Below are 8,025 nucleotides of genomic sequence, written 5' to 3' on the forward strand. Positions count from 1 at the left end.
ACGGCTCCGAGCCGATGTACTGGCCGTGGGGGATGATGTCAAAGTACTTCCGGCCGCTCAGGAAGTCGGAGAGCTCTTCGTGGATGTTGCCGCCGCCGTTGAAGCGGGTGTCCACGATCAGGGCCTGCGTGCCGACGTGACGGCCCAGCGCCTCCTCGAACACAGTGCGCATGCTGGGGTCGTTCATGGCCCGGACGTGTACGTAGCCGATCTTCCCGCCGGATATCCGCTCCACTTCGTCTCGGCGGTTTTTCACCCAGCGCTGGTAGAGCAGCTCCTGCATCGCGCCGGCGGCGATGGGCTTCACCGTCTCCTCCCACCGGGTGCCGGCGGCCGGATCGTACACCGACAGCAGGGTGGTCTTGCCCGCCTTCCGGTTCAGGAGCCGGCTGTAGTCGATCTCCGCAGTGAGCGACTGGCCGTCGATCTTCTCCAGCACGTGGCCCGCCCGGATCTGCGACGCGGCGGTATCGAGCGGGCCGCCGGCCACGACTTCGGCGATCTTCACCCCGTCGCCGGCGCCGTCGAACGCGAACAGGAGCCCGAGTTCGGCCGTCTCGTCGCCGCCGGTCACCTGGGGCCGGTAGCTGCAGCCGGTGTGGGAGGCGTTGGTCTCGCCCAGCATTTCGCTGAGCATCTCGGCGAAATCATAGTTGTTGTTGATGAAGGGGAGGAACTTCTTGTACTGCGCGTAGTAGTAGTCCCAGTCCACGTTGTGCAGACCGGGATCGTAGAACTTGTCGCGCAGCTGCCGCCAGGCGTGGTCGAAGATGTACGCGCGCTCCCCGGCCGCGTCCAGGATCATCTCGTCGCCCATCTTGAGCGGCTCGGCCTTGCCGCTCTCGGCGTCCACCTTCATGGGCTTGCGGTCGGCCAGGATGAAGATGAACTTGCCGTCGCCCGACAGCTCCATGGCGGCCTGCCGCGCGTTGAGCTTTGCGAACAGCTTGGTCTCGTTCGTGCGGAGTTCCTGGACCCACAAGTCGTTCCCCTTTTCGAAGCTGGTGAGGTAGAAGAGCTTCTCGCCGTCCTTGGACAGGAGCCAGTCCCGTGCCGGCGACGAATGCACCGTCAGCCGGGCCTTCCGCTCCGCAAGGTTCGCCCAGTCGAAGGTCAGATCCTTGGACGGCGCCTTTTCTGCGGCATCTTTGCCATCCGCCTCCTTTTTCGCCTCCTTCTCCTTGGCCGCCGCCTCCTTCTTGGTCTTCTCCTCCTGCTCCTTCAGCAGGGCGAATTCCTCCTTCGAAAGCTTGAACCGGTCGAAGGCGGCCTTCGTGAAGAACATCGCGTAGACGTCGCCGCTGACGATTCCGCCGCCCTGCTGCCGGGCGCCATGCCGGGTGGTGCCCCAGATCATCATCGTGCCATCCACTGACCATTTCGGCGCCCCGTTGCCGTAGCCGCTCATGGTGAGGTTGTGCAACTCGCCCTGGCCGTCGGCCGACACCAGTCCCACCTGGCTGTTCTGGAGCCGCTCGGGATAGCCGAACTCCACCAGAAACCACTTGCCGTCGGGCGACCACTGGTAGTACTGGTCGCCGTCCCGGTAGGAGTAGTTCTTGTCCGCAGGGAGGATCAGCCGGGTCGCCTTCGACTCGAGGTTGATCACCTTGAGGGCGACCCGGTTCTCCAGGTACGCCACCTCCTTGCCGTCGGGGGAGAAGGCGGGCTGGAATTCCTCGGCTGCCGTAGCCACCACCGGCTCCTCCTTGAGAACGGTGGACAGGTAGAAGTACGGCTCCTCCTTTCGGACGATGGAGACGCGGTAGACGTTCCAGTTGTTGTCCTTTTCCGCCGCGTAGACCAGCGACCGCCCGTCGGGGCTGAAGTTCACGCTCCGCTCCTGCCAAGGGGTGTTGGTGATGCGCTTGGTGGTCCCCGCCTCCAGGCTGGAGACAAAGATCTCGCCGCGGAACACCCAGGCGTACTCCTTGCCGTTCGGCGACAGCGTCGCCTCCGCCAGCCCCTCGCGCACGGGCAGCACCTGCGTCAGCGTGTCCCGGCCGTCCACGGCCAGGCGCACCGCGACTCTCGCGGGCTGCCCGCCGGGTTTCAGCGTGTAGATCTCGCCGTCGTAGCCGAAGCAGAGCAGGTCGTTCTGGGCGCGGGTGAGGAAGCGGACGGGGTTCCGGGTGAACCGGGTAAGCTGGACGGCTTTGGCCGGGTCGGCTAGAGAGGCGCGGTACACGTTGAACGTCCCGTCCAGTTCGCTGAGGTAGAAGAAGTCCTTGTCGTTGGCGGCGAACACCGGGTTCCGGTCCTCGCCGGCGAACTCGGTGAGTTGGGTGTACGTTTTCGTTTTGAAGTCGTAAAGCCAGACATCGCGGGTCACCGCCGAAGTGTGGTGCTTGCGCCAGTTGTCCTCGTAGCCCTTGACGTCATGGTAAATCAGCCGGCGCCCGGCCGAATCCAGGGTGGCGTCGAGCGCCGGCATCGCCAGCGCCATGTCGACGCGGCCCCCGGTCACCGGGACGCTGTAGAGCTGGGTCATGGCCCGGGTTGGGAACTGGACGTCGGTGGGGGCCTGCTGCCGCCTGGCCGAGAACAGCACCGACCGGCCGTCGGCGGTGAAGGCGCTGGGCACTTCGGCGGCCGAATGGAAGGTGAGGCGCCGGGCCTCGCCGCCGGCGGCCGGCATCACGAACACGTCGAAGTTGCCGTAGCGGTCTGAGGCAAACGCGATCCGCTTCCCGTCGCGGCTCCACACCGGGGCGTACTCGAAGGAGACGCCCAGGGTCAGGGGCACGGCCGTCCCGCCGGCGGCGGGCACCGACCAGATGTCCCCCTTGTACGAGAAGGCGATGGTGCTCCCGTCGGGGGAGATGGCGGGGTACCGCATCCAGAGCGGCGCGTCCTGGCCGAACGCGGCGGCGCCCAGCGCGATGAGCAGGCTGACAATCAACATCCAACGTGTGCGTTCCATATGCACTCCATGAAAAGGATTGGGTTCGAAGTATTCTTATACGCCGCGAACCGCCCGAAAGGTTCGGCCGGCCGGTCTGAAATTTTCAGCCAAGCCATGAATCAAAGGTTGCGTCGTTTCCTGCAGAAAAGTATTGACAGAGTTTCCTGACCGTATTACTTTTACTGAAATATTTAGACTGTTGTCTAAATATTTAAATACAGAATATGCGGAGAGACCATCGTGCTGAGTCCGACCTTCAAAGCCCTGTCCGATCCGACGCGCCGGGAGATCCTGCGGCTGCTCGCCGCAGGCGACCGGACGGCCGGCGAGATCGCCGACCGCTTCGACATGACGAAGCCCAGCATCTCGCACCACCTGGGGATCCTGAAGCAGGCGGGCCTCGTGACGGACGAGCGGCGGGGCCAGCACATCGTCTACTCCATCAACACCACCGTCTTCCAGGAAGCCATGAGCTGGCTTATGGGATTCACGCACGACACCGGAGCGGGAGGCAAACATGGAACGCGCTGACACGTCGAACGAATCGTATCATCTGGGCCGCTGGGTGGTCCGGGAGGATTGGCCGGTCTGGGTGTTCATGGCGGCCATCATCGCCGCCGCCGCCCTCATCCATCCCACCCTGCCCGACATCGTCCCCACTCACTACAACATCCGGGGCGAGGCGGACGGCTTCGGCGGCAAGGCCTCCCTGACGGTGACCCTGCCCCTGGTCATGCTGGGGATTTACGGCCTGCTCCTGGTCCTGCCCCTGATCGACCCCCGGCGGTCCAGTTACCCGCACTTCCGGTCCACGCTCCGCGTGATCCGGGCCGGCCTCGTCGTCTTTTTCGGGCTTCTCAACCTGGTGACGCTCGCCGCGGCGAAGGGGATCGGGCTGCCGATGGGGACCGCCATCATCGTGTTGCTCTCGGGGATGTTCATCCTGCTCGGCAATTACATGGGCCGGATCAAGCCCAACTGGTTCATCGGCATCCGCACGCCGTGGACGCTATCCAACGCCGAAGTGTGGCGGCGCACCCACCGCTGGAGCGGCGGCGCCTTCGTCCTGGCCGGCGCGGCGGGTTGGATCAGCATCCTGTTCGCGGCGGAGACCGCCTTCTTCATCTTCCTGGCGGCCATGCTCGCCGTCTGCGTCTTCAGCATCGTCATCTCGTACGTCTTCTGGCGACAGGAGCAGGCCCGGCCCCGGCCGCCGGCGGACGACTCCCCTGCCGATCAGTCGCATCAGGAAAACAGTTAGGAGGTTATCATGTCATATTTCTTGACTCGCCCGATGGTCATCATCGGTTGGATCCTCTGCCTCATCGGGATCGCCGCCGCCGCCCCGGCGGCGGGGGCGCCCGACGCCCTCGCCGGCGAGTGGGCCGGTACGCTCCAGGCCGGCCCGCAACGCCTGCGCCTGGTGTTTCAACTGCAGGCGGCGGACGCCGGCGGGTGGACGGGCGTCGTCATCAGCGTGGACCAGGGCAACGCCCGAATCCCCATCGGCTCGATCACCTGCGGCGACGGACAGGTCGCCATGGAGATTCCCATGGCCGGGTCCACGTTCACCGGCACCCTCGATGCCGACGGCCGGACCATCCGGGGGACCTGGAGCCAGAGCGGCTATTCGTTCCCGCTGGAACTGAGGCGCGGCACCGCCACTCCGGCTGCAGCCGCCGCGCCGCCACCGCCGGTGCCGCCGGCCGACCCCGAGGAGCTCAGGCCCTTTGCCGGCGAATGGGGCGGCATCATCGATCTGGTCAGCCTGCGGCTCCGCGTCCGGCTGGAGATGGCGGAGGGCGGGCTCACCGGCCGGATGTTCAGCGTGGACCAGGGGAACGCCGAGATCCCCATCGGCGCCGTGACCGTCGCGGGAAAGCAGATCGTTTTGGATGTCCCCGTCGTCCAGGGCCGGTACGACGGCGTGCTCGCTCCCGACGGCCGGCGGATCGAGGGGACGTGGCGGCAGGGTGCGCTCCAGGCCGCCCTGAACCTGACCCGGGACACCGTCCCGGCGGCGCCCCGGCGGCCCCAGGAGCCGGAGCCGCCGCTTCCCTACTCGGCCGAGGACGTCACGTTCCGCAACGAGGCGGCCGGTCTGACTCTCGCCGGCACCCTGACCCGGCCCTCCGGCGAAGGCCCCCATCCGGCGGTGATTCTCATCACCGGCTCGGGCACCCAGGACCGCGATGAAACGGTCGCCGGCCACCGGCCGTTCCTGGTGCTGGCGGATTACCTCACCCGGCGGGGCTTCGCCGTGCTGCGTTGCGATGACCGCGGCGCGGGGAAATCGGACATGCCCTCCGGCGACTTCACCACCCGGGACCTGGCGGGCGACACGCAGGCCGCGTTCGATTTTCTCAAAGGTCAATCCGGCATCGACGGCCGGCGGATCGGCCTCGCGGGCCACAGCGAGGGCGGGGTCATCGCCCCCATGGTGGCGGCGGACAACCCGGAGGTCGCCTTCGTGGTGCTGATGGCGGGCACCGGCGCCCCCGGCGCGCGGGTGCTGGAGCGCCAGGTGGAGCTCCTCGCCCGCGCCGAGGGGAAATCCGAAGCGGAGGTACGCCGCCTCGCCCAGGCCGAGAAGGACGTGCTGGCCGCCGTCCTCGGGGACGGTGATCCGGCCGTCCGGCGGCAGCGGGCCGCCGAGCTGATCCGGAACTCCCTGAGCGACGACCAGAAAAAGCAGCTCTCCGATCCGGAGCAGTTCATCGGTCAGCAACTGGATGCCCTGTTCAACCCCTGGATGCAGTTCTTCCTGACGTTCGACCCGCGCCCCACGCTGGCCCGGGTGAAGTGTCCCGTGCTGGCGGTGGGCGGCGAGAAGGACGCCCAGGTGCCGGCGGCGGAGCACCTGTCCCTCATCGAGCGCGCGGTGCGCGACGGCGGGAACACCCGGGTGACCACCCGGCTCCTGCCGGGACTCAACCATATGTTCCAGACCTGCCGCACGGGCGCCGTGTCGGAGTACGCCGCCATCGAGGAGACGCTGTCGCCGCTCTTCCTGCAGACGGTGGGCGACTGGCTGGCCGAGACGGCGGGGCGGTAAGCCGCCGGGTGTCGCCCCGCACACGCGGGGCGGCGCCTGGAAATATTCCATGATGGTAGCGGGCACATGTACGAGCACGAGCAGGAGTACGGTTACTCAGTTTCTCCCGCTTTTCTGTTAATCTTTGGCAAGTTTTTTGACAGAATCCATGAGCAAAATCAAACTGCCGGCAGGCGGGAGGTACCGCGAGCGGCAGCGAGCGGCGCAAGGGGCCAATCGCCGCGATGTCCCGACGCCGCGAGACCATTCCATCACGGTGGCGGCAGCGCGTGTCACGCGTCCTGGTGTGTCGTGGCAGACCTCGCAGCGACGGGTTGACCTTTGACCGGACAGGCATTCAATCAGCAAAGACAGAGTGGCTGAGCGCCTGAGGCAAGGCGAGACGAGCAGGCATTCGCGCCGCTCGCTGCCGCTCGCGGTACCTCAGCCGTTACAACCGGAGGATCGTGCCACGGGCAGGGAAACGGTTAGTCGGTGAATGGGTACTCGAATCTGGGTTCTAAGATCCAGGATCCAGGACCTGGAATCCTGGCCCGATCTCCGATGTCCGCTGTCCGAAGTCCTCGTTACGAGAACGAGCCTCGATGACGAGTACGATTACGAATTACGATTACGATCACGATTACGAATTACGAGCACGAACTCTCAACCCTCAACCCGGAACTCTCAACGGTAAATCATCTGAGGGATTGAACGGACCAGGAACGAACTTCGAATCCAACTCATTCACCTATTCACCTATTCACCCATTCACCCATGCTCCTATTCCGCACTTGACATCCGCCCCGTCCCAGCCTACAATCCGGCCGCCTCGGGACGGACGCGCACGACACAATCCCGGACAACTCGACCAAACTGGAAAAGACGCAACCGTATGCACACCTCTATTCGCAACATCGCCATCATCGCCCACGTGGACCACGGCAAGACCACTTTGGTGGACCGCCTGCTTCAGGCCACCCACGTCTTCCGCGACAACCAGCAGGTCGCCGAGCGCGTGCTCGACTCCAACGATCAGGAGCGTGAGCGCGGCATCACCATCCTGGCCAAGAACATCGCCATCCGCCACCGCGGCGTGAAGATCAACGTCATCGACACCCCCGGCCATGCCGATTTCGGCGGCGAGGTGGAGCGGGTGCTCAAGATGGCCGACGGCGCGCTCCTGATCGTCGACGCGTTCGAGGGTCCCATGCCCCAGACGCGCTTCGTGCTCCGGCGCGCCCTGGAGCACGGGCTCAAGCCCCTCGTGGTCATCAACAAGATCGACCGCCCGGGCGCCCGCCCCCACGAGGTGCTCGATGCCGTGTTCGACCTGATGCTGGAGCTGGGCGCCGACGACCGTCAGCTCGACTTCCCCGTGGTCTACACCAGCGCCGTGCACGGCTACTCCCGGCGCGAGTTCGACGACGGCAACATGGACATGCAACCGCTGCTGGACGCCATCGTGGACCACGTGCCGCCCCCGCCGTGCGACCCTGACGGCCCCGTGGCCCTGCAGGTGTGCACCATCGACTACTCCACCTTCGTGGGCCGCATCGGCATCGGCCGCGTCGCCTCGGGCACGGTGCGGAGCGGCGCGCGCATCCTGGTGGTCAAGAACGACGGCCGCCGCTCCCTGGCCACCGTGAAGCAGCTTTACACCTTCGAGGGGATGGGCCGCATCGAGACCGACGCCGCAGCGGGCGGCGACATCTGCGCCGTGGTGGGCGTCGAGGACGCCGACATCGGCGACATGTTCACCTGCCCCGAGCGCCCGGTGGTCCTCGACCCGATCCAGGTGGAGCCGCCGACCCTGTCGGTGGTGTTCGCCGCATCGACCAGCCCTCTGGTGGGGCGCGAGGGCGCCATCGTGGGCGGCCGCCAGCTCAAGGAGCGGCTCCTGCGCGAGGCCCAGTCCAACATTTCCATGGTCATCCGCGAGACGCCCGGCCGCGACGGCATGGAAGTGGCCGGCCGCGGCATCCTGCACCTGGCGGTGCTCATGGAGACCATGCGGCGCGAGGGGTACGAGTTCCAGGTGGGCCGTCCCCAGGTGATCCTCCGCCAGGAGGAGAGCCGCGTGCTC

5 protein-coding genes are annotated in these 8,025 nt (G+C 66.3%); 4 read left to right on the top strand and 1 reads right to left on the bottom strand.

All coding sequences use genetic code 11. From position 1 onward, the window contains the following. The coding region (locus GX414_10195; protein ID NLI47467.1) for a peptidase S41 at positions 1–2,923 on the bottom strand (2,923 nt) is incomplete at its 3' end. A 225-nt stretch (positions 2,924–3,148) separates the two neighbouring features. Here GX414_10195 and GX414_10200 point away from each other — a divergent pair. The 4 genes from GX414_10200 to GX414_10215 form a co-directional block, all read left to right on the top strand. Then, entirely contained in the window at positions 3,149–3,436 is a 288-nt protein-coding gene (locus GX414_10200; GenBank protein ID NLI47468.1) for a winged helix-turn-helix transcriptional regulator, read from the top strand. Next, entirely contained in the window at positions 3,423–4,166 is a 744-nt protein-coding gene (locus GX414_10205) for an SdpI family protein (GenBank protein ID NLI47469.1), read from the top strand. The genes GX414_10200 and GX414_10205 overlap by 14 nt, the downstream gene beginning before the upstream one ends. Before the next feature lie 9 nt (positions 4,167–4,175). After that, entirely contained in the window at positions 4,176–5,960 is a 1,785-nt protein-coding gene (locus GX414_10210) for an alpha/beta hydrolase (GenBank protein ID NLI47470.1), read from the top strand. 874 nt (positions 5,961–6,834) lie between these two features. Further along, positions 6,835–8,025: GTP-binding protein (locus tag GX414_10215; protein NLI47471.1), on the top strand; the 1,191-nt coding region annotated here is incomplete at its 3' end.

The organism is Acidobacteriota bacterium, assembly GCA_012517875.1.
Taxonomy (GTDB): Bacteria; Acidobacteriota; JAAYUB01; order JAAYUB01; family JAAYUB01; genus JAAYUB01.